The 26,476-nt window shown below is 63.5% G+C and carries 21 protein-coding genes and 1 tRNA gene; 19 read left to right on the forward strand and 3 right to left on the reverse strand.

Annotated features, from left to right (window positions below):
• Positions 1–85 precede the first annotated feature (85 nt).
• The 4 genes from ACYVNQ_RS08520 (at position 86) to folE2 (ending at position 4,262) form a co-directional block, all read left to right on the forward strand.
• The gene (locus ACYVNQ_RS08520) at positions 86–382 is read left to right on the forward strand and encodes an exodeoxyribonuclease VII small subunit (protein ID WP_460902061.1); all 297 of its coding nucleotides are present in this window, start codon (positions 86–88) and stop codon (positions 380–382) included.
• On the forward strand, positions 379–1,266 hold the full coding sequence (locus ACYVNQ_RS08525) for a polyprenyl synthetase family protein (RefSeq protein ID WP_460902062.1): 888 nt from the start codon (positions 379–381) through the stop codon (positions 1,264–1,266). Before ACYVNQ_RS08520 ends, ACYVNQ_RS08525 begins: the two co-directional genes overlap by 4 nt.
• Before the next feature lie 100 nt (positions 1,267–1,366).
• Entirely contained in the window at positions 1,367–3,271 is a 1,905-nt protein-coding gene (gene dxs, locus ACYVNQ_RS08530) for a 1-deoxy-D-xylulose-5-phosphate synthase (protein WP_460902063.1), read from the forward strand.
• A gap of 178 nt (positions 3,272–3,449) precedes the next feature.
• A complete protein-coding gene (gene folE2, locus ACYVNQ_RS08535; protein ID WP_460902064.1) occupies positions 3,450–4,262 on the forward strand; it encodes a GTP cyclohydrolase FolE2 in 813 nt (270 codons plus the stop codon).
• 141 nt (positions 4,263–4,403) lie between these two features.
• Here the strand turns inward: folE2 and tsaD are convergent, their stop codons facing one another.
• Complete coding sequence (gene tsaD, locus ACYVNQ_RS08540) at positions 4,404–5,429, reverse strand: tRNA (adenosine(37)-N6)-threonylcarbamoyltransferase complex transferase subunit TsaD (protein ID WP_460902065.1); 1,026 nt, start codon at positions 5,427–5,429, stop codon at positions 4,404–4,406.
• 168 nt (positions 5,430–5,597) lie between these two features.
• Here tsaD and ACYVNQ_RS08545 point away from each other — a divergent pair, with 168 nt between their 5' ends.
• The 6 genes from ACYVNQ_RS08545 (at position 5,598) to ACYVNQ_RS08570 (ending at position 12,492) form a co-directional block, all read left to right on the forward strand.
• On the forward strand, positions 5,598–6,824 hold the full coding sequence (locus ACYVNQ_RS08545; protein WP_460902066.1) for a BaiN/RdsA family NAD(P)/FAD-dependent oxidoreductase: 1,227 nt from the start codon (positions 5,598–5,600) through the stop codon (positions 6,822–6,824).
• Positions 6,825–6,893: 69 nt separating this feature from the next.
• Positions 6,894–7,106, forward strand: a complete 213-nt coding sequence (gene rpsU / locus ACYVNQ_RS08550; RefSeq protein ID WP_158952615.1) for a 30S ribosomal protein S21 — start codon at positions 6,894–6,896, stop codon at positions 7,104–7,106.
• 208 nt (positions 7,107–7,314) lie between these two features.
• Positions 7,315–7,761: a GatB/YqeY domain-containing protein gene (locus ACYVNQ_RS08555; protein ID WP_460902067.1), complete on the forward strand. Its 447-nt coding sequence runs from the start codon at positions 7,315–7,317 to the stop codon at positions 7,759–7,761.
• A 110-nt stretch (positions 7,762–7,871) separates the two neighbouring features.
• Positions 7,872–9,746, forward strand: a complete 1,875-nt coding sequence (gene dnaG, locus ACYVNQ_RS08560; RefSeq protein WP_460902068.1) for a DNA primase — start codon at positions 7,872–7,874, stop codon at positions 9,744–9,746.
• A gap of 82 nt (positions 9,747–9,828) precedes the next feature.
• Positions 9,829–12,228, forward strand: a complete 2,400-nt coding sequence (gene rpoD / locus ACYVNQ_RS08565; RefSeq protein ID WP_460902069.1) for an RNA polymerase sigma factor RpoD — start codon at positions 9,829–9,831, stop codon at positions 12,226–12,228.
• A gap of 176 nt (positions 12,229–12,404) precedes the next feature.
• Positions 12,405–12,492: transfer RNA gene (locus ACYVNQ_RS08570), tRNA-Ile, on the forward strand.
• Positions 12,493–12,563: 71 nt separating this feature from the next.
• Here the strand turns inward: ACYVNQ_RS08570 and ACYVNQ_RS08575 are convergent.
• Both ACYVNQ_RS08575 and ACYVNQ_RS08580 read right to left on the reverse strand, forming a co-directional pair.
• Positions 12,564–13,775: a tryptophan 7-halogenase gene (locus tag ACYVNQ_RS08575; RefSeq protein WP_460902070.1), complete on the reverse strand. Its 1,212-nt coding sequence runs from the start codon at positions 13,773–13,775 to the stop codon at positions 12,564–12,566.
• 9 nt (positions 13,776–13,784) lie between these two features.
• The gene (locus tag ACYVNQ_RS08580) at positions 13,785–16,889 is read right to left on the reverse strand and encodes a LodA/GoxA family CTQ-dependent oxidase (protein ID WP_460902071.1); all 3,105 of its coding nucleotides are present in this window, start codon (positions 16,887–16,889) and stop codon (positions 13,785–13,787) included.
• A gap of 503 nt (positions 16,890–17,392) precedes the next feature.
• On the opposite strand from ACYVNQ_RS08580, the gene motA reads away from it, so the two are divergent.
• The 9 genes from motA (at position 17,393) to ACYVNQ_RS08625 (ending at position 26,471) form a co-directional block, all read left to right on the forward strand.
• Positions 17,393–18,262 carry a flagellar motor stator protein MotA gene (gene motA, locus ACYVNQ_RS08585; protein WP_460902072.1) on the forward strand — a complete coding sequence of 290 codons (870 nt, stop codon included), beginning with the start codon at positions 17,393–17,395 and terminating at the stop codon, positions 18,260–18,262.
• 15 nt (positions 18,263–18,277) lie between these two features.
• Complete coding sequence (motB, locus tag ACYVNQ_RS08590) at positions 18,278–19,231, forward strand: flagellar motor protein MotB (protein ID WP_460902073.1); 954 nt, start codon at positions 18,278–18,280, stop codon at positions 19,229–19,231.
• 204 nt (positions 19,232–19,435) lie between these two features.
• Positions 19,436–20,221 carry an FRG domain-containing protein gene (locus ACYVNQ_RS08595; RefSeq protein WP_460902074.1) on the forward strand — a complete coding sequence of 262 codons (786 nt, stop codon included), beginning with the start codon at positions 19,436–19,438 and terminating at the stop codon, positions 20,219–20,221.
• A 474-nt stretch (positions 20,222–20,695) separates the two neighbouring features.
• The gene (locus ACYVNQ_RS08600) at positions 20,696–21,049 is read left to right on the forward strand and encodes a hypothetical protein (RefSeq protein WP_460902075.1); all 354 of its coding nucleotides are present in this window, start codon (positions 20,696–20,698) and stop codon (positions 21,047–21,049) included.
• 12 nt (positions 21,050–21,061) lie between these two features.
• The gene (locus tag ACYVNQ_RS08605; protein WP_460902076.1) at positions 21,062–21,832 is read left to right on the forward strand and encodes an SDR family NAD(P)-dependent oxidoreductase; all 771 of its coding nucleotides are present in this window, start codon (positions 21,062–21,064) and stop codon (positions 21,830–21,832) included.
• 105 nt (positions 21,833–21,937) lie between these two features.
• A complete protein-coding gene (locus ACYVNQ_RS08610) occupies positions 21,938–23,077 on the forward strand; it encodes a substrate-binding protein (RefSeq protein WP_460902167.1) in 1,140 nt (379 codons plus the stop codon).
• 25 nt (positions 23,078–23,102) lie between these two features.
• Positions 23,103–23,936 carry a branched-chain amino acid ABC transporter permease gene (locus ACYVNQ_RS08615; protein ID WP_460902168.1) on the forward strand — a complete coding sequence of 278 codons (834 nt, stop codon included), beginning with the start codon at positions 23,103–23,105 and terminating at the stop codon, positions 23,934–23,936.
• Positions 23,929–25,764: a branched-chain amino acid ABC transporter ATP-binding protein/permease gene (locus tag ACYVNQ_RS08620; RefSeq protein WP_460902077.1), complete on the forward strand. Its 1,836-nt coding sequence runs from the start codon at positions 23,929–23,931 to the stop codon at positions 25,762–25,764. Before ACYVNQ_RS08615 ends, ACYVNQ_RS08620 begins: the two co-directional genes overlap by 8 nt.
• The gene (locus tag ACYVNQ_RS08625; RefSeq protein WP_460902078.1) at positions 25,761–26,471 is read left to right on the forward strand and encodes a branched-chain amino acid ABC transporter ATP-binding protein; all 711 of its coding nucleotides are present in this window, start codon (positions 25,761–25,763) and stop codon (positions 26,469–26,471) included. The genes ACYVNQ_RS08620 and ACYVNQ_RS08625 overlap by 4 nt, the downstream gene beginning before the upstream one ends.
• Positions 26,472–26,476: the final 5 nt, after the last annotated feature.

Here is a 26,476-nt window from a genome sequence, read left to right on the forward strand (position 1 = left end):
GCAACGGCCCTGAAAGGGGTGGGCGGATCGGAAATGTCGCTTTTGCCGTAGAATGTCCGACTTGTTTTAATTTTGCGACGGATTCATGGCGAAGACCGCACCGAACGAGAACGCTGAAGCGTTGGCCGAGGGCGCCGGCGGCGCGCCGCTGCCCGATACGTATGAGGCAGCGCTCGCCGAACTGGAAGGACTGGTCGGACGGATGGAAGGCGGCAGCCTGAGCCTCGAGGAGTCGCTCACCGCGTATCGGCGCGGCGCGTCGCTCGTGGCATTTTGCCAGCAGCAGTTAGAAAAAGTTGAACAGCAGGTACGCGTTCTCGATGGCGAGACGTTGAAACCGCTCCCCACTACAGCCGCTGATAGCGGAGACGACGATCTATGACTTTCGAACAATGGATGCGCGCGGTGCTCGAGCGCGTCGAACACGCTCTCGAGCAGTATTTGCCGCCCGTATCGACCGCTCCGGCGCGCTTGCACGAGGCGATGCGCTATGCAGTGCTGGGCGGCGGCAAACGGGTCCGTCCATTGCTGTGCCATGCCGCGGGTGAGCTGACCGGCGCGCGGGCCGAAGCAGTCGAGGCGGCTTCGGCGGCGCTCGAGATGGTCCATGTGTACTCGCTGGTGCACGACGACATGCCGTGCATGGACGACGACGCACTGCGCCGCGGCAAGCCCACGGTACACGTTCAATACGACGAAGCGACGGCGCTGCTGGTAGGCGACGCGCTGCAATCGCAGGCGTTCGTCGCGATCACCGAGGCTGCGGGCACGCTTGCGCCGCTCCAGCAGGCATCGCTCACGCGCGAGCTGGCCCTTGCGATCGGCTCGCTCGGCATGGCCGGCGGCCAGGCGATCGACCTCGCGAGCGTCGGCCAGAAGCTCACGCGGCCGCAGCTCGAAACGATGCACCGGATGAAGACCGGCGCGCTGCTGCGTGCCGCGGTGCGCATGGGCGCGCTGGCCGGCGAAACGCCCGATGCGGCCGCGCTGCAGGCGCTCGATGCGTATGCGGCGGCGGTCGGCCTCGCGTTCCAGGTGGTCGACGACATCCTCGACGTAACCACCGATTCCGCGACGCTCGGCAAGACCGCGGGCAAAGATGCAAAGGACGGCAAACCGACCTATGTTTCGATCATCGGGCTGGATGCATCGCGTGAGCTCGCTGCGCAATTGCGCAGCGACGCGCATGCCGCGCTCGCGCCGTTTGGCGCACGCGCGCAGCGTCTTGCCGAACTTGCGGACCTGGTGGTGAACCGGGTCAGCTGAACAAGAAGCCAAAAAACAACGCGAAAGCCCGCCCCACGCGAGAGACCAAGGGGTAGCGCAGGCAGTGCGGGCGCGTAAGTTTTCCTTTCATGGAACGACGATGTACGACTTGCTGAAAACCATTGACGACCCGGCCGTGCTGCGCCGCCTCGATCGCCGCCAGTTGCAACCGCTCGCCGATGAGCTGCGGGCGTTCGTGATCGACAGCGTGTCTCAGACAGGCGGACATCTTTCGTCCAACCTCGGTACCGTCGAACTGACGATCGCGCTGCACTATGTGTTCGATACGCCGCGCGACCGCATCGTGTGGGACGTCGGCCACCAGACCTATCCGCACAAGATCCTGACCGGACGCCGCGACCAGATGCATTCGCTGCGGCAACTGGGCGGCATCTCGGGCTTTCCGCGCCGCTCGGAGTCGGAGTACGACACGTTCGGCACCGCGCATTCGAGCACGTCGATCTCGGCCGCGCTGGGCATGGCGATCGGCAGCAAGCTGCAAGGCGACGACCGCTTCGCGATCGCGGTGATCGGCGACGGCGCGATGACCGCCGGTATGGCGTTCGAGGCGATGAACAACGCCGGTGTCGCCGACGACGTGCCGCTGCTCGTGATCCTGAACGACAACGACATGTCGATCTCGCCGCCGGTCGGCGCGTTGAACCGCCACCTCGCGCGCCTGATGTCGGGCCGCTTCTATGCGGCCGCGCGGGCCGGTGTCGAACGCGTACTGCGCGTCGCGCCGCCGATGCTTGATCTCGCCCGCAAGCTCGAAGAGCACGCGAAGGGCATGATCGTGCCGGCCACGTTGTTCGAGGAGTTCGGCTTCAACTACATCGGGCCGATCGACGGCCACGATCTCGATTCGCTGATCCCGACGCTGCAGAACATCAAGGAACTGCGCGGTCCGCAGTTCCTGCACGTCGTGACCAAGAAGGGCCAGGGCTACAAGCTTGCCGAAGCGGATCCGGTGCTGTACCACGGGCCGGGCAAGTTCAATCCGGCTGAAGGCATCAAGCCGTCGACCGCGCCCAGCAAGAAGACCTATACGCAGGTGTTCGGCGAGTGGCTGTGCGATGCGGCCGAGCTCGATGCACGCGTGGTCGGCATCACGCCGGCGATGCGCGAAGGCTCGGGCATGGTCGAGTTCGAGAAGCGCTTCCCGGACCGCTACTACGACGTCGGCATCGCCGAGCAGCACGCGGTGACCTTCGCGGGCGGCCTCGCAGCCGAAGGCATGAAGCCGGTCGTCGCGATCTATTCGACGTTCCTGCAGCGCGGCTACGACCAGCTGATTCACGACGTCGCGTTGCAGAACCTGCCGGTGGTGTTCGCGATCGACCGCGCGGGCCTCGTCGGCGCGGACGGCGCGACCCACGCTGGAGCATATGATCTGGCGTTCCTGCGCTGTATCCCGAACATGACGGTGATGGCCGCTTCGGACGAAAACGAATGCCGCCAGATGCTGTACACCGCGCTGCAGCAGCCGAACCCGACGGCGGTGCGCTATCCGCGCGGCGCGGGCACCGGCGTGGCGACCGTCAAGCAGATGGCTGCGCTGCCGGTCGGCAAGGGTGAGATCCGCCGCGAATCGTCGCAGCCGGCAGGCAAGCGCATCGCGATTCTCGCGTTCGGCACGATGGTCGCACCGTCGCTGGCTGCAGCCGAGCAACTCGATGCCACCGTCGCCAACATGCGCTTCGTGAAGCCGGTCGACGAGGAACTGATCCGTCAGCTGGCCGAAACGCACGATGCGCTCGTCACCGTCGAAGAAGGCTGCGTGATGGGCGGCGCCGGCTCTGCGTGCGTCGAAGCCCTGCTCAGCAACGGGGTTATTCGCCCGGTACTACAATTGGGCCTCCCTGATCGCTTCATCGATCACGGCGATCCGGCCAAGCTGCTCGCAGAGTGCGGGCTCGATGGCGCGGGTATCGCAAGGTCGATTCGCGAGCGGTTTATCGATCACGTCGGCGCGGCCGGCAAATCGGTGATGCGGGTTGCCTGAGCGGTGGTGGGGCGTAGGTGCTACAAGTTGTCGCAGTTGTCCTGGCGGCGTGCACCCGGTCCTGCCGCGACAGACTCCAGATTGACCGGACGGGCGCGAGCCCGTCGCGAACCGCCGGCTTAGGCCGGCGGTTTCCATTGCGCGTGCGGTGTCGTGCGTGTCTCGTGAGGACAAGAAGATGAACCAGATGAACCCTGCCTTCGTGATGCCCGACGTGCAAGCCACGCCGGATACGCGGCAGATTCCGATCCAGCGGGTGGGCGTCAAGGCGGTGCGTCATCCATTGACGGTTCGCACGCAGGACGGCTCGGCGCAGCCGACCATCGGCATGTGGAACCTCGACGTGCATCTGCCGGCGGACCAGAAGGGCACGCATATGTCGCGCTTCGTCGCGCTGCTCGAAGAGCATCGCCATGTCGCGCTCGAGCCCGCGACGTTCCGCGCCATGCTGGCCGCGATGCTCGAGAAGCTCGAGGCACCGGCTGGCCGCATCGAAGTGAGCTTCCCGTATTTCGTGAACAAGACCGCGCCGGTGTCGGGCGTGCAGAGCTTGCTGGATTATGAAGTCACGTTGACCGGCGATACGCGCAACGGCGCGACGCGTCTGTTCCTGAAAGTGCTGGTGCCGGTGACGAGCCTGTGCCCGTGCTCGAAGAAGATCTCGCAGTACGGCGCGCATAATCAGCGCTCGCACGTGACGATCGATGCGGAGCTGGCCGGTGACGTGGCGGTTGAAGAGCTGATCCGGATGGCCGAAGAGGAAGCGTCGTGCGAGCTGTGGGGCTTGCTGAAGCGGCCGGATGAGAAGGCGGTGACGGAGCGCGCTTACGAGAATCCGAAGTTCGTCGAAGACCTCGTGCGCGATGTCGCGCAGCGGTTGAATGCCGATGAACGGGTTGTCGCTTATGTGCTCGAGGCGGAAAACTTCGAGTCGATCCATAACCACAGCGCGTATGCGTTGATCGAGAACGACAAGCGCGTGGCGCGGTAGTGGGGTTGAGCGGGGAGCGCAGCACGCTGCGCTGCTGCTAGATGTGCAACCGGCCGCTGGATGCGGCCGTTTTGTTATGCGCCTATGCGCGGTGCAGCGCCTTGTCTTGCCTCGCCTCGCAGCCCTCGAAAGCCTTCAGCTTCAGCGCGCGAGCGAAGCCAGATCCCAGCGCGGCTTAACCGTGAACGCATAGTCGCTGCCAGCCTGTGCCGGCCAGCGTTGCAACCGCAATGCGCCGGCTAGCGCGATCATTGCGCCGTTGTCCGTGCACAGCGAAAGGTCCGGATAGTGCACCGCGAACCCCCGCTTTTGCGCCGCAGCCGACAGCGCTTCACGCAACTGCTGGTTCGCACCGACACCGCCCGCCACCACCAGACGCTTGAGCTTCGTGCGCTTTAACGCGGCCAGCGATTTCGCCGCCAGCACTTCGACGGCCGCATCGACGAAACCGCGCGCCAGATCCGCCTTGCTCTGCTCGCAGACGTTCGAGCCGAGCTTTTTGGTCTGCGTGAGCACGGCGGTCTTGAGGCCGCTGAAGCTGAAATCGAGGTCGCCGGAATGCAGCATCGGGCGCGGCAACGTTATGGCGCCAGGCGTGCCGAACGCCGCAAGCCGCGACACTTCAGGGCCGCCCGGATAGCCGAGGCCGAGCAGCTTGGCGGTTTTGTCGAAGGCTTCGCCGGCTGCGTCGTCGAGCGTTTCGCCTAGCGTTTCGTAGATGCCCACGTCCGACACACGCATCAGTTGCGTATGGCCGCCGGACACCAGCAGCGCGACGAACGGAAACGGCGGCGGCTCGTCCACCAGCAGCGGCGACAGCAAATGCCCTTCGAGATGGTGGATGCCGATGGTCGGCTTGCCCCACGCCATCGCGAGGCCGTTCGCGATGCTCGCGCCGACCAGCAGCGCACCGGCGAGGCCGGGACCTTGCGTATAGGCGATCGCGTCGATGTCGGAACGCGCCGAGCCGGCACGCTCCAGCACTTCCTCCAGAAGCGGCAGCGCGCGCCGGATATGGTCGCGCGAGGCCAGCTCCGGCACCACGCCGCCGTACTCGCGGTGCATCGCGATCTGCGAATGCAGCGCGTGCGCGAGCAGGCCGCGCTCGGTGTCGTAGAGCGCGAGGCCGGTTTCGTCGCAGGAGCTTTCTATGCCGAGAACGAGCATCGATTGAGAGTGGCGCGGTTGGCTTGCGATTGGCTCGCGGTTAGACAAACATGCGAGCAATTGCCGCGCGGCCGCGCCGGGATTCCATCAAAAATTGAACCTCAAAGTATAGCAGCGCAAGCATAGGGCCGCCCGCCGGCCGTGGCCACCGCGGTTACAATGCGCGCCATGGAATCCTTCGACATCGCCGTGATCGGCGCGGGCGCGGCCGGCATGATGTGCGCGTCGGTGGCCGGGCAACTCGGGCGGCGCGTCGCGCTCATCGACCATGCGCCGCGGCTTGCCGAGAAAATCCGCATCTCAGGCGGCGGCCGCTGCAACTTCACGAATCTGTACGCGGGGCCGGGCAATTACCTGTCCGCGAATCCGCATTTTTGCCGCTCGGCGCTCGCCCGCTACACGCCACGTGACTTCATGGCGCTGCTCAAGCGCCATCGCGTTACGTGGCACGAGAAGCACAAAGGGCAGCTGTTTTGCGATCAGTCGAGCGATGCGGTCATCGATGTGCTGAAGCGCGAGTGCGATGCGGGCGGCGTCGCGTGGCGGCGGCCGCTGGTGGTCGAGCAGGTGAATCGCGCAGCGGACGGCGGTTTTATCCTCGGCACCCAGGCAGGCGAGATCGCGGCCCGCGCGCTGGTGGTGGCGACCGGTGGACTGTCCATCCCGAAAATCGGTGCGACCGATTTCGCTTATCGGCTCGCCAAGCAGTTCGGCCACAAGCTGATCGACACACGCCCGGCGCTGGTGCCGCTAACCTTCTCCGCAACCGACTGGGCACCGTTCGCCGCGCTGTCGGGCGCGTCGCTCGAAGTACATCTCGCGACCGGCGGCAAAAAGGCGGGCGGCGAATTCATCGAAGATCTGCTGCTCACGCACCGTGGGCTGTCCGGGCCGGCGGTACTGCAAATATCGAGCTACTGGCAGCCGGGCGACCCGATCCGCATCAATCTGTTAGGCGAGCGCGATGCGTCGGAAGCGCTGCTCGACGCCAAGGCCAGCAGTAAACGGCAGATCGCGAATCTGCTCGCGGAGTGGGTGCCGGCGCGGCTCGCGCATGTGTGGCTCGAAACCCATGGCGTATCCGCCGAAGCTCGTCTTGCCGATCTACCGGACAAGACGCTGCGCAAGATCGGCGAGGCGCTGTCGAGCTGGACGCTGGTGCCGAACGGCACCGAGGGCTATCGCAAGGCCGAAGTGACGCGCGGCGGTGTCGACACGCGCGAGCTGTCGTCCGCGACGATGATGAGTGCGCGCATGCCTGGACTCTACTTCATCGGCGAAGCGGTCGACGTGACGGGTTGGCTGGGTGGCTACAACTTCCAGTGGGCGTGGGCTTCCGGCGTCGCGGCGGGGCAGGCCGCGGCCGACTATGTGAATGCGATGCCAGGGGCTTGACGGATTGGTGCTTTTGTGGAGAAGCTCTGCTATACTTCCAACCCTTTGCCAAAGATCCGTTATTGAAAGATGACGACTATCCGCGTAAAAGAAAACGAGCCCTTCGAAGTCGCCATGCGCCGCTTCAAGCGCACGATCGAGAAGAACGGGTTGTTGACCGAACTTCGTGCGCGCGAATTTTACGAAAAGCCTACGTCCGAGCGCAAGCGCAAGAAGGCGGCCGCGGTGAAGCGGCACTTCAAACGGCTGCGCGGCCAGATGCTCCCAAAGAAGCTCTACTGATTCCGCAACGATTCGAGTACTGTCGAGTACTACCCGCGGGGCTTACGCATTCAGGCAAGGGCGGTTAGCGGGCGGCGAGGCGGCAATTATCGTGAATTGGCATAAGCCCGCTTGAGAAACCCGCGTTAAGCGGGTTTTTGTGTTGTGCGCATTGCCTGGCCTTGTCTGTTGACCTGGTCTGTTTAAATCCAACGTATGCAGGTGAACGATGAGTCTCAAGGTACAGATCAGCGACGACATGAAAGCCGCGATGCGCGCGCGTGAAACAGAGAAGCTGGGCACGATCCGGCTGCTGCTCGCGGCGATCAAGCAACGCGAGGTCGACGATCGTACCGAACTCGACGACGCGAGCGTGACGGCCGTCATCGACAAGATGATCAAGCAGCGCAAAGACTCGATCAGCCAGTTCGAGGCCGCTGGGCGCACGGATCTGGTCGAGAAGGAAAGCGCTGAGTTGGCAGTGTTGTCTGCCTATATGCCGGCGCAGTTGTCCGACGCGGAAATCGCCGCCGAAGTGCAGGCCGCGGTGGCACAAGTGGGCGCGGCAGGACCGCAGGACATGGGCAAGGTGATGGGCGTGCTGAAGCCGAAGCTGGCTGGCCGCGCCGATATGACCGCCGTGTCGGCGCAGGTCAAGGCCGCGCTTTCGAAGTAACGCGCGAGCCGGCGTCCGCGAAATAACGCCCCATTTCCGCCCGCGCGTTCTGCTCTGTACTGAGCGCGCGGCTGCTAATACCCGATGATTCTCAAGGCAGCGCGTCTTACGTGATTCCGCATTCGTTCCTGCAGGATCTGCTGAACCGCGTCGATATCGTCGACGTGGTCGGCAAGTACGTGCAGTTGAAGAAGGGCGGTGCGAATTTCATGGGGCTCTGTCCGTTCCACAACGAGAAGAGCCCCTCGTTCACGGTTAGCCCGACTAAGCAGTTCTATCACTGCTTCGGATGTGGGGCGCATGGCACTGCGATCGGTTTTCTGATGGAGCACGCCGGGGTGACGTTCCCGGAAGCGGTCAACGAACTCGCGCAATCGGTAGGCCTGAGCGTTCCGCACGAGTCCACCGGCCTGCGCGGCGGGGTGGGCGGCAGCGGCGAAGGCTATGCGCCGCCGGTATCGAAGGCGGTGACCACGGCGCTGTCGGACGTGATGCAGGTGGCGTGCGATTTCTACCGCAAGCAGCTGCGCGGCGCGCCAAATGCGATCCAGTACCTAAAGAAGCGCGGGCTGACAGGCGAGATCGCGCAACGTTTCGGTCTGGGTTATGCGCCGGATGGCTGGCAGAACCTCGAGACCGCATTTCCCGATTATCGGGACGACGCGCTGGTGGAATCGGGGCTCGTGATCGTCAGCGAGAAGGCGGACGCGCAGGGTCAGAACCGCCGTTATGACCGCTTCCGCGAACGGGTGATGTTCCCGATCCGCAGCGTGAAGGGGCAGGTGATCGGCTTCGGCGGCCGCGTGTTGGACGGAGGCGAACCTAAATATTTGAATTCGCCGGAAACGCCTCTATTTAGCAAGGGCAGCGAGCTTTACGGGCTGTTCGAAGCGCGGCTCGCGATTCGCGAGATGCACTACGTGCTGGTGGTGGAAGGGTATATGGATGTCGTCGCGCTGGCCCAGTTGGGGTTCCAGAACGCGGTGGCGACGCTGGGCACGGCCTGCACGCCGATTCATGTGCAGAAACTGCTGCGTCAGACGGACACGGTTATTTTCAGTTTCGATGGCGATGGCGCGGGCCGCCGGGCGGCACGCCGGGCGTTGGATGCATGCCTGCCGCACGCCGCGGACAACCGCACGATCCGCTTCCTGTTCTTGCCCACCGAGCACGATCCGGACAGCTATGTACGCGAGTTCGGCACCGATGCGTTTGCGACCGAGGTCAAGCGGGCGATGCCGCTGTCGCAGTTCATGCTGAACGAGGTATTGGCGGGCAAGGAGCTGGACCAGCCGGAAGGCCGCGCGCGTGCGCTGTTCGATGCGAAACCGTTGTTGCAGGCGCTGCCGGCCAATGCGTTGCGCGCGCAGATCATGCATATGTTCGCGGACCGGCTGGACGTGCCGTTCGAAGAGGTCGCGGCGCTTTGCGAGGTCGACGCGCGGATCGCGGCGGCTGCGCGCAGCGCGCCGCCGCGCAAAGACCGGCGCAGCGTGACCGGCATCGAACAGCGGGCGCTACGCAATCTGGTGATGCATCCGCGCATCGTCGGGACGCTTGATGAAGAGGCTGAACACGCCCTGCTGGCGGTCACCCGGCACGGCGAACTGTTTGAAGAGGTGACGACGCATGCGCGTGCATTGGGCGATGCAGCCGAGTTTCAGTTGCTGTCCGATTTGTTGCGCAACGGGGCGAATGCCCCCACCTTCGAGGAAATTTTTCGCGAAATTCTGGACTATGATGAAAACGTTCGGGATTTGCTGCTCAAGAATTCCGAAGATGCAGCCGTCGCCGAGGAGCGCCGTGAGCATGAACGGCTCGCGGGCGAAGAATTGAAGGCGGCGGTTCTGCAGATGCGCTACGACGCGTCGCGCGAACGTCTCGACCAGTTGGCGCGTCAATCCAGACATACCCCGGAAGAACTGGCGGAATTCAACGATCTGAGCCAACGGTGTGCTGATATGAAGCGCCAGCTCAGGTCGTAAAAACGGAAGGGCTGAAACGCAGGTGCTATAATAAAAGGTTTTCAGCGGGTTTATTTCCAGGCAAAGGCGAAAGGCGATTGCAATGGTAAAGACTACAGGCGGAAAAAAGGCGGCAGGCAAGGGCTCAGAGCAGCCAACCACCAAGGTGGCACAGGCCAGGTCCGCAGGTTCCGCCGGAACAACGTCTACCGACAGCGCCACGCCCGCCAGGAAAAGAGCCACGACTGTTTCGGCCGCGCGAGCGGCGCCGGTAACGGCGGCGAAAGCCGTTGCGCCGGTTGGGAAACAGCCGGGTTCTGCAGGCGCGAATGATGAAAGCGCAAGGGAAGCGGCTGCCGCGCAGGACGATGCGGTAGTGCGCGAAGCTCCAGTATCCACGGTTCAACCGGCTGTTGTCCACCAGCCGCGAGTCGAGACTACAGCCGGTACGGCGAACTCCATGACGAAAAAGCTGAACGAAGTATCCGTCGATGACGACGCAACCCAGAGCGAAGAGGCAGCAGCTCCCGTTCCGGGCAAAGGCGAAAAGGCCAAGGCACGCGACCGCCGCGCGAAGGAAAAAGCGCTGCTGAAAGATGCTTTCGCATCCACGCAGCCGGGCACCGCGGAAGAACTCGAAGAGCGTCGCTCGAAACTGCGCGCGCTGATCAAGCTCGGCAAGGAGCGCGGCTTCCTGACGTACGCCGAAATCAACGACCATCTCCCGGATAATTTCGCGGAAACGGAAGCGATCGAAGGCATCATCAGCACGTTCAACGACATGGGCGTGGCTGTGTACGAGCAGGCGCCCGATGCCGAAACGCTGCTGCTGAACGACAATGCGCCGGCCGCGTCGTCGGACGACGAAGTGGAAGAAGAAGCGGAAGTCGCGCTGTCCACCGTCGATTCCGAATTCGGCCGTACGACCGACCCGGTGCGGATGTACATGCGCGAAATGGGCACGGTCGAACTGCTGACGCGCGAAGGCGAAATCGAGATCGCCAAGCGTATCGAAGACGGCCTGAAGCACATGGTGATGGCCATCTCGGCGTGCCCGACCACGATCGCGGACATCCTCGCGATGGCTGAGCGCGTGGCGAACGACGAGATCCGCATCGACGAACTGGTCGACGGTCTGATCGACGAGAACGCGCAAGACGCCGATGGCTTCTCCGAACAGGAAGCCGAAGCGATCGAGAACGAAACCGAAGAAGCGGAAGAAGCCGAAGAAGAAGAGGAAGAAGACGACGACGGCGCGGCGCAGGCTACGGCCAATGCAGCGCAGCTCGAAGCGTTGAAACGCATGTCGCTCGAAAAGTTCGCGATGATCAGCGAATGGTTCGACAAGATGCGTCGCGCGTTCGAGAAGGAAGGCTACAAGTCGAAGTCGTACCTGAAGGCGCAGGAAACCATCCAGAACGAACTGATGTCGATCCGCTTCACCGCGCGTACGGTCGAGCGTCTGTGCGACACGTTGCGTGCGCAGGTGGACGAAGTGCGTCAGGTCGAGCGTCAGATCCTGCATACGGTGGTCGACAAGTGCGGCATGCCGCGTGCCGAGTTCATCGCGCGTTTCCCGGGCAGCGAGACCGACCTCGAATGGGCCGAGAAGATCGTCGCCGAAGGGCACGCGTACAGCGCGATCCTGACGCGTAACATCCCGGCGATCCGCGAACAGCAGCAGCGTCTGTTGGACCTGCAGGCGCGCGTGGTACTGCCGCTGAAGGACCTGAAGGAAACCAACCGTCAGATGGCGGCCGGCGAACTGAAGGCGCGTCAGGCCAAGCGCGAGATGACGGAAGCGAACTTGCGTCTGGTGATCTCGATCGCGAAGAAGTACACGAACCGCGGCCTGCAGTTCCTCGACCTGATCCAGGAAGGCAACATCGGCCTGATGAAAGCGGTGGACAAGTTCGAATATCGCCGCGGCTACAAGTTCTCGACGTACGCAACATGGTGGATCCGTCAGGCCATCACGCGCTCGATCGCGGACCAGGCGCGCACGATCCGGATTCCGGTTCACATGATCGAAACGATCAACAAGATGAACCGTATTTCGCGTCAGATTCTGCAGGAAACCGGCCTCGAGCCGGATCCGGCAACGCTGGCCGAAAAGATGGAAATGCCCGAGGACAAGATCCGCAAGATCATGAAGATCGCCAAGGAACCGATTTCGATGGAAACACCGATCGGCGACGACGACGACTCCCATCTCGGCGATTTCATCGAAGATACGAACACGGTCGCTCCGGCCGATGCCGCGCTGCACGCCAGCATGCGCGACGTCGTGAAGGACGTGCTCGATTCGTTGACGCCGCGCGAAGCGAAGGTGCTGCGTATGCGCTTCGGTATCGAGATGAGCACGGATCACACGCTGGAAGAAGTCGGCAAGCAGTTCGACGTGACGCGTGAGCGGATCCGTCAGATCGAGGCAAAGGCGCTGCGCAAGCTGCGTCACCCGAGCCGCTCGGACAAGCTGAAATCGTTCCTCGAAGGGAACTGATCAACTGATCGAGCGGGCGGGTTGCAACACTAACGTCGCTGGCTGACGTAGCGGATACGGGGCTTCAGACGTGTTTCGTGTAGTACGCGGAGCATGTCCGGAAGCCCCGATTTTCGTGTAGTATGTCGGCCATTCAGCGATCAGGCCCGGCCTTACGACCGGGTCTTTTCTTTCCTGGGCCGGACGCCGTGTTGGTTGCAGGCAGCGGACTCATAATCCGCCTCCGAAAGGACATCGTCGGTTCGAATCCGACCCGGCCCACCAAGGGTTTTGAGCCCATTCAAGATATCGATTCTGTGACGTCCGCACAGATCTTCTCATCGTTTTAGCGTCGCTCAGACGTCGACCGTGCGGTCGTGCAACGCGTTCGAAGATGCGACACGCGCGGCCCAGAACGCAGCGTCCGGCCAGCGCTGTTCCATCGCATAGAAGGCGCGAAGCTGCTCGCGATACACACGGTGAACATCAATCAGGTGCGCCACGTAGCGCGCTACCGCTGTGCTGTCGCCGTGGTCCGCTGCGATCACGGTACGCGCGGCCTGCAGGCCTGTATAAAGCGCGTTGGAAATTCCCTTCGACGATAGCGGATCGAACGCGAGCGCGGCGTCGCCGACGGCCATCCATCGGCTACCGCCGGCCTTATCCAATGCACGACTGCTCGCATCAGCGGCACGCGGCCTCGCGGCGCCGGGCTGGTAGCAATACTGGTTGCACAACGCATGCAGATTCGGTGCTCCGCGCAGCGCTTCCCATAGCGCGCTGCCATCGAGCAATGCATCGCGCCGTGCCGTCGCGCGATCGCACAGGAACGCAACGAGGCGCTCATTCGACGGCAGCAAAACGCTATACCACCAGCCATCCTCGACAGCCTCGACCCAACTGCGGCCATCCTGATCGCCAGGCGTTTGCGCTTGCAGGCGCAGATAAAACGCCAGCAGCCGATCGTAGCGCACCGATGCCGCGCCCAGCGAGCGCGCCAGACTGGCGGCGCGGCCGCTAGCGTCGATCAGCCAACGCGATTCGATCGGCTTGGGAGCGCCATCGGCAGGACACAAGGTCAACTGATGCGACGCGCGCGCCGCAGTCGCCACCTCAGTCACGACCGACGTATCCGTGGCTACCACGCGCACGCGGGCCGACTCGACCAGTTCCGCCCCCGCCGCGACGGCAGCCTCGCGCAATGAAGCATCGAAGCGTGCCCGGTCGAGCTGCAGACCCGAGCCGTGCAGCTGCGTAATGAAATCGTTGAAGTGCGGCGTTGCGGCGCCCCAGAACGCCACAGTTCCTGCGCTGGCACGATGTCCATCGCTGAGCAACCGCTCCAGCACACCGAGCTCGCGTAGCAATGCACGCGCCGAAGGCGGCAAACCCTCGCCGACGCGAAACCGCGCGCCTTCATGCGCATGCGCCGCGTCTCCGCCACCATTACCGCCCGCATCGACCAGCAACACCCGCCGCCCTTCACGCGCGAGCGCAATCGCGGTGGCGGCCCCTGCCGGGCCGCCACCTGCGATCACCACGTCATAGCTGCCTGCTGCCAACGCCACACCTGCTCCCTAGCCACGCGGCTTGCCACGCCGCACCGGCAGCGGCGCCGCGTGCGCCTCATCATGCGAAGCGAAGTTGCTTCCTTGAGGCAGCGCCCGCGCCTTCGGATGCCCCGCCGGCACCGTACCGACCGCCGCAGCAACAGCCACCGCCGCACGCAGCTCAACCTTCGGCTGCACGCCCGCACTGCTCGTGCTCGACTGATCCGCCGGCGCCACATCAGGCCCATACGAAGCCACCAGCATCACCGGCGGAAACTCCGGCTCGAGCCCCTTCGCCTCGCGCTGCTCCAATAGCCCCATCGAGCCGAAGATCCGCACCATCTCTTCCATCTGCCCCGCGGTCGTGCCATGCAGCGGCTTGTTCCAGCTGGTGCGATTCGCGAACGCATCGATACGACGCTCCATCGGCTGTTTCGGATCGACGACGATCGCATAGTCATCCGCGCTCAGCACATGGTTCGGCACACGCGCCGGCCAGAAAGTCGGCGCATACGGATCGTACGCAGTGTCGTAGCCCGCGCGGCAGAAAGCCGTATCGGCCTGCCACGGCAGTCCCATCCAGCGGTTGATGTCGCCCGGCGCCTGCGCATACAGCGGCCCCGCGAGCGACAACGTGACCGCCTGATCGAGCGTCGCGCCATAGTCCGGCACCGGCGTGCCGGCCGGCCGCACGCGAATCCGGAACGGTTTGTCGTACAGCGTCAGATGGCGCATCGGCCAGGTCATCTCGCAGCCCGGATGGAACGCATCGGCCAGACAGAAATCGAGCGCCGCGCGATCGAGCATTGCCGGCTGTTCGGCCAGCGGCACTTCGTCGATGCTGCGCGGCACCTTGCGCTGCGGGTCCCAGTCGGCGACGAACTCGCCGCTCGCCCAGCGCTGCAGGATTGCATACTGCGTCGCGCTGACCGACGCATTTTGCCGCGGGCTCTGGCCGGCCGGCACTTCCATCGCATCGCCATACAGCCACGGCCACGGCAACTGGTTGCCATCGGCGGGCTCGGGCGGACGGAAGCTGTTCACAATCTGGCGGCGCAGTTCGGCGTTCGGGTCGAAGCCGCCGTTTGCGGGCAGCTTCGCGAGCCGCGCGATCAATTCCGCATCGTCGAAATCGAAGCGTCCGCGATGTCCGAATGCCGCCGCGAAACCCTGATTGACCCACTGCAGGCCGGTCAGCCGATGCAGGATCGGATACACGTCGTGCGCAAACGAGATCGTCGCGAGCGGCTGCATCCAGCCTGCCTGGATATACAGGTCGTGCAGCAGGTCGTACAGCGTTCGCACGGCCTTCACGTTATTGCCGTAGTTCGGCGGCGCGGTCACGACCCACGCCGATTCGACCGGAATCGCGCGGCCTTCGATGTTGACCGTGGCGTTGACAGTGCCGTCGCAGGTGTCGTCGTACCAGTCGTCGGCGTTGATAAACGAGTTACCGTTGGCGGGATCGAAGATCGGCGCGTTGTTCGGCGAAGCCGACACACCATGGCCGCCGAGCACCAGCAGACGGCCGGCGGCGTCGGTGTGCAGCTCGCCGATCTTGACCGGCACGCCGGTAAAGTAGCCGGAACAGTTGACCGGCGCCGCATTACGGCCGGCGATGTGCTGCGGTCCCGCGTCGATCACCAGCGTCTCGCGCGCGGCCACTTTCGGATTGCGTTGCGGCAGCACGGTATCGGCGGCCTCGGGAATATCCATCGCGATCTGCCACTGGTACCAGGCGGCCTTGCTGTTAGCCAGATGCACGCTCCACGCGATCTCGGCCCAGTCCGAGGTCAGCTCGCGCACGACTTCGCCCGCCGAGTTGTAACCGTAGATGCGGAACTGCGCGGCCTCGCGCTTTAGCGCGCCTTGCGCGTCGCGATAAAAGCCCAACGGCGTTGCGGCCGGCTCGATCACTTGCGGCCCGATGTAGTACTCATGTTCGCTGTTGCCGACCCGCGCGAGGCCGATGGCCGGATGAATCGCGGCACGCACGATGCGGCTGTCCACGCCAGCCGGATAATCGATGCCGGGCGTATCGACGCCCGGCGCATACTGCGGCGGCCGAGGCTCGACCGGCTCACCGAGCGGCACGCCATTGACGTTGCGGCGATTCGCCGCGGACGCGCGATAAACCATCTTGCGTGCATCAGCGAGGCTGCCGACGGGTTGATGCGCGTGCAACGAATGCCACGTGTTGTAAGCGAGATTTTCTCCATACGCGGACTGGCCGCGCGCATCGAGATCCTGCTGCGGCAACTCGAGAATACCGACTTCGATCGGCGCACTGAGCTGTTCACTCCAGCGCACCGTGGCGGCATCGAGCGGCATTTGCTGATCGTCGGTGCGCAATTGCACCATGAAGCGAAAGCGCGCTGGCCCTTTACGCAGCCGCGCGTGAAGATCGGCGCGCAGATAAAACGGATCGTCGAAATCCGGCGCCGCGTCCGTGCCTGCCGCTTCGAGCGGCTCGAGTTTGTACTTCACGTAGTGCGACGGCCCGAACTTCGATGGCAGCACGCTCCAGTAATTCGTGGTCAGCACCGAATCAACCACCTTCTCCATGTCCTTCAGGATCTGCGCGGTGACCGGATGCGCGTGCAGATACTCGTCGCCTTTGCCATGCAGCGACTGGCAGGTGAATTCGCACATGTCCTTCGCGGTGTCGGTGAAGAACACGTCGTGGTTCTGCAGGATAAAGTCCTGCGTGCGCGCATGCTGATCGGGCTCGAGCAGCTTGGGCCCGTCGACGCCGAACAGCTTGATGCCGATCCCGGTGGTGCCTTTCAGATCGGCGGCGCCAGGTTGCACATCGGCGGAGAAGCGCACCCAGGCGGCATATTCGCTGGCTTGTCCGAATACGCCGACCTTCAGGTCGTGGCGCAGATCCGGCGCGACCACAAAGCGGCCATGCGCCACACCATGCAGGCGCAGGAACACGGGGCGCGTGGCGGGATCACGCCCGGCCGCCATGCCGCGCCCCTGAAAGTAATCGACAAACAACTGCTTGAGTCCGGCGATCGGATCGCTATCGCAGCAGCAGGGGGAAGGGGGGAGCGTCGGCGGCAACGTGATCGGCGTTTCTGCGCAGCCGGATGAAGCGGACGGGGACGACCCGGTGGGACTCGACATTGTGCGGCTCCTTATTCTGGTCATGCTTTTTGACGCAACGAATGGGGACTAACCGAACTACGCCTGCTGTTTCCGGGAGCGATTATTCAGCGATCCATCGGCGGCGTGCAAGGGAATTTCCGATGACAGTGCAGTAAAACGCTTCCTGCATATTTCGCATCCTTACGCATCAGTTACGGCACGCGGTAGTGTATGAATCAATCGGCATAACGATTTGCGAGATTTATTCCGTGATCCTGACTGGTTTGATTGTCGATGCGCGACAGAAGCCACACCGTTCAGGAAGACGTAATCGGCGGTGTTTACACATCAGTATCAATTACCGGCTAATCGCGCGCGCGGATCGCCTGCCTCCGTATAAACACCGGCATTTAGCGCTTAAGAACGCTGTGCCGTCGCCGTAAACCGGGATATCGCCCATATGGTTTAGCACGCGAATCCATCGGTAAAACCTGCATCAATACCGATGCAAGGCTTTCGCATTGCCGTTTCACGGAGGAAGTATGTTTGTTGCAATAGGCTGGGTCGTGGTCATCGGATCCGTGATTGGCAGTTTCGTCGGCGTGGGCGGGCATCTTCCCGCGCTGGTTCAGCCATTCGAATTGCTGTGCATTTTCGGTGCGGCGCTTGGCGCGTTTGTGGTTGGCAATCCAGTCGCGACGCTGAAGAAAACCTTAAAGAGCTTGCCCACCTGTTTTAAAGGCGGCCGCTATACGAAACAGCAATATCTCGAACTGATCGCATTGCTTTACGAGCTGCTGCAAAAGGCCCGCAAGGACGGCATGATGTCGCTCGAGGCCGACGTTGCCGCGCCGGAACAAAGCCCGCTGTTCCAGAAGTATTCGCACGTGCTCGAAGATCACCATCTGCTTGATTTCATCGTCGACTATCTGCGCATGATGTCCAGTGGCAACGTGAACGTGCTGGAAATGCAGGAGCTGATGGACGAAGAGCTCGCGACCCATCACGCCGAATCGTCGCTGGCTGCAAACGCGATCCAGAAGATGGCCGACGGCCTGCCGGCATTCGGTATCGTCGCGGCGGTGATGGGCGTCGTGCATACGATGGGCTCGGTCGGTGCGCCGCCCGCGGTGCTCGGCGAAATGATCGCCGGTGCGCTGGTCGGCACCTTCCTTGGCATTCTGCTCGCGTACGGTTTTGTCGGGCCGCTGGCCGATCTGCTCAACGCCAAGGCACGCGCACAGGCCAAACCGTTTCAATGCGTGAAGGCCGTGCTGCTTGCATCGTTGAGCGGCTATGCGCCGCCGGTTGCCGTCGAATTCGGCAGAAAGGTGCTGTTCACGATCGACCGTCCGAGCTTCCAGGAACTGGATGACGCGGTGCGTGCGACCAAAATGCCGAAGTCGGCCTGACGCGCGGGTGCTGCTATGGCCGAACGGGAAAGACAAGGCGCGCAAAAGAGCGAAAAGGCCGCGACGGTAGTGGTGCGCCGCTCGAAGCATCACGACGATCACGGCGGTCATCACGGTGGCGCATGGAAGATCGCCTATGCCGACTTCGTTACCGCGATGATGGCGTTCTTCCTGCTGATGTGGCTGCTCGGCTCGACGTCGAAATTCGAAAAGCAGGGCATCGAAGACTACTTCAACACACCGCTGTCGAGCATGCTGGGCGGTAAGGACGGCAACGGCGCGGCGCGTTCGAGCGTGATTCAGGGGGGAGGCCGCGAACTGGCGGACTCGCGGCCCGGCGAAGGCTCGCAGAGCCAGACGCAGCCGGCCGCGACGAAACCGGTGCCGGCGGCGAGTGCGACGTCGGACGCAACGCGGCTCGAGCAGATCAAATCGAAGCTGACTGCGCTGATCAATACGAACGTGACGCTGCGCGAGTTCAAGGATCAGATTCGCGTGTCGATCGTCAACGAAGGCTTGCGCATCGAGATCGTCGATACGTTGAAGCGGCCGATGTTCGCGACCGGCAGCTACCGCCTCGAAGATTACGCATTGGCGATCCTGACGCAGGTCGGCGCATCGCTGAACGACGTCGACAATCGCATCTCGATCGCGGGTCACACTGACGCGATGCCGTATTCGCAAGGGCCGGCCGGCTATTCGAACTGGGAACTGTCGGCGGAGCGCGCGAACGCGGCACGACGGGCGCTGGTGACGGGCGGCATGCACGCGGACAAGGTACTGCAGGTTCGCGGTCTGGCCGATGTGTTGCCGCTCGATCACGATGTCGTCGATGCGCCGACCAACCGGCGCATCAGCATCCTCGTGTTGAACAAGGCTGCCGAAGATGCGTTCTTCCACGATAGCAATCGCAGCGAGTTGAGCGGCGGCGTGCCGGCGGGTGGTTTGCCGGTGGGCAACGGGAGTTGAGCGCGATCGATCGCTGCGCATGAGCTTTCAATGCTTGCGCCGTTCGCGGCGAACGTGCCGCCCGGCACGTATATGGGACGAAACGCGCCGCACATCCGCGCTACGCAATAACGAAACAAATGCCTTCTATACTTGCTGTCGGCGCGCCCAGTGCGCGCCGTCTTGCAGTGAGGCCATTCGTTATTGAGGGAGGAGCGCGGCACGATGCAAACATCCGTCATCTCGAACTGGGGTTCATTTGTCGATCTGTGCTCGGAACTCGACGGCTGGGCTTTTCGCGGCCAGCAAGATGCGCGTTGGGATCTGCAAAGCTCGCTGTCGCGTTATCTGTTCGCCTACGTCGCAGACCGTTCCGAGTGGCAGGCGCGCGAAGCGCGTGCGATTCGCGTGTTCCGCCGCAAGGCGCACAACTATCTGGCCAACGCCGAGTTGCTGAACGACGACCTGCGCTGCCTGAGCCTGATGCAACATCACGGCGCGCCGACGCGGCTGCTCGATTTCACGAAGTCGCCCTTCGTCGCGGCTTTTTTCGCGTTGGAGCGCGCCACTGAGGAAGCGGCGATCTTCGCGTTGAACACGCCGACGCTATGGCGCAACAGCGCGCGCCCGAAGACGGCGCCGGCCTTGACGCGCGACGAGATCGACCCGCGCGTCAAAGGCAATCTCGACAAGTATTTCCTCGGCAGCGACAACGAAGTGATCTGGTTTGGCGAGCCATCCGAGATGGACGACCGGCTGATCGCGCAGTCGGGCACCTTTGTCGTGCCGGGCGTGATCGACCGGCCGCTGCATGAGATTCTCGACGGTTACGAAAGCGAAGCCGAATTGCTGCGCAAGATCGTGTTGCCGCCGTCGTTGCGCGCCGAGGCGATGCGCTGGCTGTACCGGATGAACATTACGAACGCGTCGTTGTTTCCGGGGTTGGACGGGCTGGCGAAATCGATCGCGGTGGAACTCGAGATGGTGTGGCCTAGCCTGGCGTTTCGTTAGGCTTGCGCGAGGCGCGAGCGTGGTGCGGCTCGATAGCGGTGCAGGTGCGCATCGAGCCGCGGCCAGAACATCTCCTTTGCGCACACGCACTCCATTCGCGATACGCACCCTGTGCGCGCCGCGCATTGCTGGTGCATTGCCGCACAGTGTGTGTGCGACGCGCTTTTATGCGCGATACCTGACAGGCCTACCAATCACACCCACCACGCGACACGCGCTGCGAGTGTTCAATATCCGAAACGCACTGCGACAGGCTTTCCGCGCAAAACAAGCGCCACTCGATCGCAATTGGCATAGCGATTGCTTTTAAGCCTGCGCCGACCCGTTGTGCACGGCGGGATCTGCGAACGCATTCCGTTGCGCGAGACAAAGGCGTCTCCCGCGACACCGGCCAACAAAGCCCGAACCCAGCTTGCCTGGTTTCGGGCTTTTTGCGTTCGCGTTTTTCTCATCGATGTCGGAGTGAACTGAATAATGACGATCGACATGACGCAGCCGTCGCTCGCCGGCCTCAAGCTTGCGGTCCGTAATGGCCGCAACTATGCTGACATGGTGCATTCGCGCCTGCGCGGGCGCACGCCGGGCGTGCTGTCGATCACATCGCTCAACCCGTACTACAGCAGCCATCATCCGCTGCGCGTCGAACCAACCCCGCGCCTCGGCGCGTACGCCGGCGAGCACCATGTACCGCTGCACAGCAAGCAGTGCTCGTTTCGCGACGTATTCCGTACCTTCCCGATCTTGAAGACGATGCACCGCCGCATCGCGTACCGCGCGCTGGGGGGCGGCCCGGTCGGCGCAATCAGCAAGAAGTTTCTGACACCTTGAGGAGACGAGAACATGGACTTGCAACTGAAGGGATTAAAAGCCGTCGTGACCGGCGGCACGCGCGGTATCGGTCTCGCGATTGCGCAGACCTTTGTCGATGAAGGCGCGGACGTGGCGATCTGTGCGCGCGACAGCGCGCTGGTCGAGCAGACCGTAGCCGCGCTGCAAAAGCGCGCCGCCAATGCAGTGCGCGTGACCGGCGCCGCGGTGAACGTCGCGGATCGCGAGGCCTTGCAGGCGTGGACGCGCGGCGCGGCCGAGACGTTCGGCGGCCTCGATATCGTGGTCGCGAACGTCAGCGCGCTGGCGATCGGCAACGACGAGCAGTCGTGGCGCAGCGAGTTCGAGACCGACATGATGGGCACGGTCAATCTGGTTGGCGCGGCGCTGCCGTTTCTCGAGGCGAGCAAGGCCGCGTCGATCGTCGCGATTTCGAGCGTCTCGGCACGCGAGATCGACTTTGCCGCGGGCCCGTACGGCACCTTCAAGGCGGCCGTTTTGCATTACGTACAGGGACTCGCGTTCCAGCTCGCGCCAAAGGGTATTCGCGCGAACGCGGTATCGCCGGGCAACACGTATTTCCCCGGCGGCGTGTGGGAGCACATCGAAAAGAACGACCCGAAGCTGTACGCCGATTCGCTGGCGCTGAATCCGATGGGCCGTATGGCGCGGCCTCAGGAAGTGGCCAATGCGGTGGTGTTCGTGTCGAGCCCCGCAGCGAGCTTTATCAGCGGCACCAACGTGGTGGTCGACGGTGCGTTGACGCGCGGCGTGCAGCTTTAAACACAGCAAACCCGCTTAAATCAAACCAATCCAACGAACAATCTGGAGAAAACGATGAAACAGGCATTCTTCGCTACGGGCGCGCGCGGCTGGCGCGGTGCGACCATGACGGCTGCATTGCTGGCCGCAGCCTTCACCAGCATCGGCGCGCTGGCGGCCGATCCGATCAGGATCGGTGTGCCGGTGGGCTTGAGCGGTGCGAACAGCGTGGTTGCGCCGTCGGTCGTGCAGTCGGCGCAACTGGCCGTCGAGGAGATCAACGCGAAGGGCGGCATCCTGGGCCGCCAGGTCGCGCTCGAAGTGGCGGACGACGGCAGCGGCGCAGCCGGTGCGCAAAAAGCCTTCGATTCGCTGATCTTCGACAAGAAGGTCAACGCGCTGATCTCGATGGAAACCAGCGCCGCACGCAACGCCGGCCTGCCGATCGTCACGCGCGGCAAGACGCCGTTTATCTACACGTCGTTTTATGAAGGCCGTTCGTGCAACCGCTACATGTACGTCGACGCATGGGTGCCCGACCAGCAGGTCGCGCCGATCGTCGATTACTTCATGAAGCAGAAGAACGCGAAAACCTTCTTCCTGATCGGCAGCGATTATGCATTCGGCCGCGGCATGCTCGACTTCACGAAGAGCTACATCGAGAAGCATGGCGGCAAGGTGGTCGGCAACGAATACCTGCCGATGGACGGCTCCGACTGGACGCCGATCATCAGCAAGCTGCAGGCCGCCAAACCCGACGCGGTGATCACGTCGACTGCAGGCGGTGCGCCGAACGTCACGCTGACCAAGCAGTTGCGCGCAGCGGGCGTGAAGCTGCCGTACGGCAATCTGGCGGTCGACGAAGGCACCGCGAAAAGCATGGGCGCGGACGCGGAAGGCATCTACATCTCCGGTTCGTACGTGACCAACATCGATACGCCGGCCAACAAGCAGTTTCTCGCCGCGATGCAAAAGCGCTTCGGCGCCGACCTGAAGACGCCGAACGACCTGTCGGTGCCGCAGTACGAAGCGATCTATCTGTACAAGGCCGCTGTCGAAAAAGCCGGCACGACCGATTCGGCCAAGGTGATTCCGATGCTCGCGCAGGTGTCGTTCGACGGTCCGCGCGGCACGATCAAGATGGACAAGCAACGCCATACGCCGCTCACGATGTATCTGGGCCAGGTGCAGGCGGACGGCTCGGTGAAGGTGATCGAATCGTTCAAGAACGTCGACCCGGGCGAGCAGTGCCCGTCGTTGAAGTAAGCGGTAGGGAGGCGGTACTGCGATGCTGAACCTCGGGCTCGATGTCGTCACTACGGCGGCGATCTTGTTCATCGTATCGACCGGGCTGTTGCTCGTGTTCGGCGTGATGAAGATCATCAACTTCTCGCACGGTGCGTTTCTGACCACCGGCGGCTATGCAAGCGTGATCGTCACGCAGGCGGGGCTCAGCTGGTGGTGGGGCATACCGTGCGCGCTGGCAATCGGTTTCGTGCTCGGCATGGCGGTCGAGCGCTTTATCGTGCGACCGCTGTATGCGCGGCCGCTCGACGCGATTCTTGCGACCTGGGGGCTCGGCATCATCGTCGGTCAGATCATCACGCTGATATTCGGGCGTGGTGTGCAGATGGTGGCGAGCCCGGTGACCGGCGCGCTGGCATTGCACGGTGCGCAGTATTCGGCGTACCGGCTGATCCTGGTCGGCGTCGCACTCGTCATCGCGCTCGCGCTCGGCTGGCTGCTGAACGGCACGCGTCTCGGTCTGCAGACGCGCGCGGTGATCATGAACGAAGCGCTTGCGCGCGGCCTTGGCATCAGCAGCACGCGGGTGCGCTTCATGACGTTCTGTACCGGCGCGGCGCTCGCGTCGCTGGCGGGCTGTCTGATTACACCGCTCGCCAGTGTCGATCCGAACATGGGTGTGCCGTGGATTGTCGGCGCCTTCATGCTGGTGCTGGTGGCGGGGTCGTCGCTGGTGAATCTGGCGTTGGCGAGCGCCGTGCTGGGCGGCGCGCAGGTGCTGGTCAGCACGTTTATCAATCCGGTGCTCGGCGGCCTGACGATCGCGGTGCTGGCCGCACTGCTGTTGCGTATTCGTCCGGAGGGCTTCGCGCGTGGCTGAACCTGTTTCTACGATGACGCTAAAGAGTGGCGTCGCGTCCGCGTGGCGCACGCCGGTAGTGGTTGGCGTGGCCGCGCTGGCGGTGCTCGCGGTCGGCAGCATGGTGCTGCCGACCTTTCTGGTCAACAACCTGATCCGCGCGTTCCTGTATGCGGCGCTGGCGCTGACCGTCGATCTGCTGTGGGGCTACACCGGCATTCTGACCTTCGGGCAGTCGGCGTTCTTTGGCATCGGCGCGTATGCGGCCGGGCTGGTGTTCACGCATGCGGGCTTCTCGCTGCCGCTCGCAGCCGGTGCGCTCGCCGCGGGGCTGGTCTGCGCGTGGCTGGTGTCGCGTGCAATCGGCTGGCTCGCGTTTTATCACGGCGCATCGCCGCTGTATGCGTCGGTGGTTACGCTGGTGTTGCCGATCGTGCTGGTGCAGGGTATTTACTCCGGCGGCGAATTCACCGGTTCGAGCAGCGGGCTGTCGGGATTCGACAGCTTCGACGTGCCGCTCGAAGCGTGGTTCTTTATCGCCGGTGCATTCTTGACAGTAGTGGCGGTCATCGCGTGGCTGTTCGTGCGCAGCGATGCCGGCCGCCTGCTGGTGGCGATCCGCGAGAACGAGTCGCGCTGCGAGTACCTGGGCATCGACGTGTCGCGCTACAAGGCGCGGCTGATGGATGTCTGCGCCTTGGTTGCGGCTGCTGCTGGCTTTCTGTTCGCCTGCGTGCAGATGGTCGTCGCACCGGAATACGCGGGTTTCGTGTTCGGCACCGAACTCGTGATCTGGGTCGCGCTCGGCGGCCGCGGCTCGCTGCTCGGACCGATCGTCGGCGCATTGCTGATCGACGTCGGCAGTGCGTATCTGAGCGGCAATCTGCCGTATATCTGGACGCTGCTGGTCGGCATCGCATTCGTGGTCGTGATCGTCGCGATGCCGCGTGGGCTCGCGCCGCTTGCGGCCAACGCGCTGCGCCGTGCAGTGCCGCGCAAGCGGCGCATCGCTCCGGTTGCGGTCAGTTTCGTCGCCGCGCCGGCGCGCGAACGCGAACGTGACGACGCGCAGTCGCCGTTGCCGTCGCTGTCGTTGCGCGACGTGCAGAAGCATTTCGGCAGCCTGAAGGTGCTCGACGGCATCAGCTTCGACGCGCATGCCGGCGAACTGCTGAGCCTGATCGGCCCGAACGGCGCAGGCAAGAGCACGCTGATGCGTTGCATCGCCGATGGCGCACAACGCTCGGGCGGCACCGTCGAAATCGGCGGCGCGGAGATTCGCAAGCTTGCGCCATACGATTGCGTGGCGCTCGGTGTTGGCCGCAAGTTTCAGACGGCCACGGTGTTCGAATCGCTGAGCGTGGCCGAAGCATTGCGCATCGCGCGTTACCGGCTCGCACCGCCAGCGAAATGGCAGCGCGACACGATACTCGAACTGCCGCAGCCGGCCCTCGATGTGTTGCGTCTCACGGGCCTCGACAAGATTCCTGAGCGCGAATGCCGCTATCTGTCGCACGGGCAGAAACAGGCTCTCGAACTGGCGATGGTGCTCGCGCTCGAACCGCGCACGATCCTGCTCGACGAACCCACCGCGGGCCTGACCAAACAGGAGCGCACGCAGATCGGCGCAATCTTCGTCGCGCTGGCGACGCGCTACCGGATGTGCCTGCTGCTCGTCGAGCACGATCTCGACTTCGTGCGCGAGATCAGCTCGCGCATCATCGTGCTGCATCAGGGGCGCATCGTGATGGACGGCGGCGTCGACGAGGTGGTCAATTCGGAGCTGGTGCGCGCCGTGTATGCGGGCGAATCGCACAGCGACGCGGCAAGCACGGAGGGGGGCGCATGAACGCGCAGGCTGCAGTGAAAATCGATGCGCTGCAAAGCGGTTACGGCGAAGCGATGGTGTTGAAGGGCATCGACCTGACGCTCGCGCGCGGCGAAGCCGTCGCGCTGCTCGGCAAGAACGGCATGGGCAAGTCGACGCTGCTGAAAACCTTGATGGGCTACATCCGTCCAAAGAGCGGCGACATCACGCTGTTCGGCGAGCGTAGTGCAGGCTTGCCGCCGAACCGCATCGCACGCCGCGACGTTGCGTATATTCCGCAGGAACAGGCGCTGTTTCAGGACCTGAGCGTCGAAGAAAACCTGAAGCTCGCACTCGAACGGGATCGCGATTTCAAGCCTTCTTTTGCACGCATCGACGACCTGTTTCCGTTTTTGAAGGATCGTTTGCGGCAGAAAGCCGGTACCTTGTCGGGCGGCGAACAGAAGATGCTGCTGGTGGCGCGCGCGTTGATCCGCCGGCCCAGGCTGATCCTGATCGACGAGATTACCGAAGGCATGCAGCCTTCGGTAATCGAACGGCTCACCGGCATTCTGCAGCGCGAACGCGACAGCGCGGGCACCTCGCTGTTGCTGGTCGAACAGCATGTGCGTTTCGCGTTCGCGGTGGCCAATCGCTATGCAGTGCTCGATCTCGGCGAAATTCCGGCTGCGGGATCGACTACCGATCCTTCCGCACAGGCTACTGTCGCGCGATATCTGTCGCTGTAGGCAAA

This window comes from Paraburkholderia jirisanensis (assembly GCF_054782355.1).